General features: G+C 28.3%; 1 protein-coding gene. It reads left to right on the top strand.

What is annotated here, in order from left to right; genetic code table 11:
- A partial coding sequence (locus tag V7183_RS23910; RefSeq protein WP_335361065.1) for an O-antigen ligase family protein occupies positions 1-598 on the top strand: 598 nt, incomplete at both ends.

The following is a 598-nucleotide window of genomic DNA, read 5'->3' as shown; positions in this document are numbered from 1 at the left end:
TTAGGTTGTTATTTTATAATGAGAAACTTATTAGGAAATACAGAAATAGTAGTATTAGAATCTTCTATTGTTTACGTCGGATTAATTTTTAATGTCATAAGTCTTGTCCTTTATATAATTGGTTTACACTATTTTGGATTAAACGGTGGGGAAGAGAGAGAAATATATGCTGGTTTATTAGTAGATAGGGGATATCCAAGGTTAATTGGATTATTAGATGATCCCAATATTTTTATTTTCTATAATACATTATTTTTCATGTACTATATGACAAATTTATATAATGCGATCAATGTAATAGGATTAATTTTATGCGTTACAACGAGTTTATTGACGTTCTCAAGAGGGGGTATTTTAGCGATTATACTTGTTATTTTTGTATATATATGTATGTCAAGTTTTAGTAAAAAAATAAAAATTATAACAGGTATAGTATTGCTAAGTACGGTTATCTTTTGTATAGCAAATATAGTAATGGGTGGGAAATTTGATGACATATTAAGTGAACGAATTTCAGATTTTTCGCACGATAATGGGAGCGGTAGATTTACTCTATGGGAGGCGGCATTTAAATATTTTCTGTCAAATCCATATATTG

It is taken from the genome of Bacillus sp. JJ1127, from assembly GCF_036965845.1.
Classification (GTDB): Bacteria; Bacillota; Bacilli; order Bacillales; family Bacillaceae_G; genus Bacillus_A.
The sequence above is the reverse complement of the archived record's forward strand: the minus strand, read 5'-3'. Positions and strand labels throughout refer to the sequence as shown.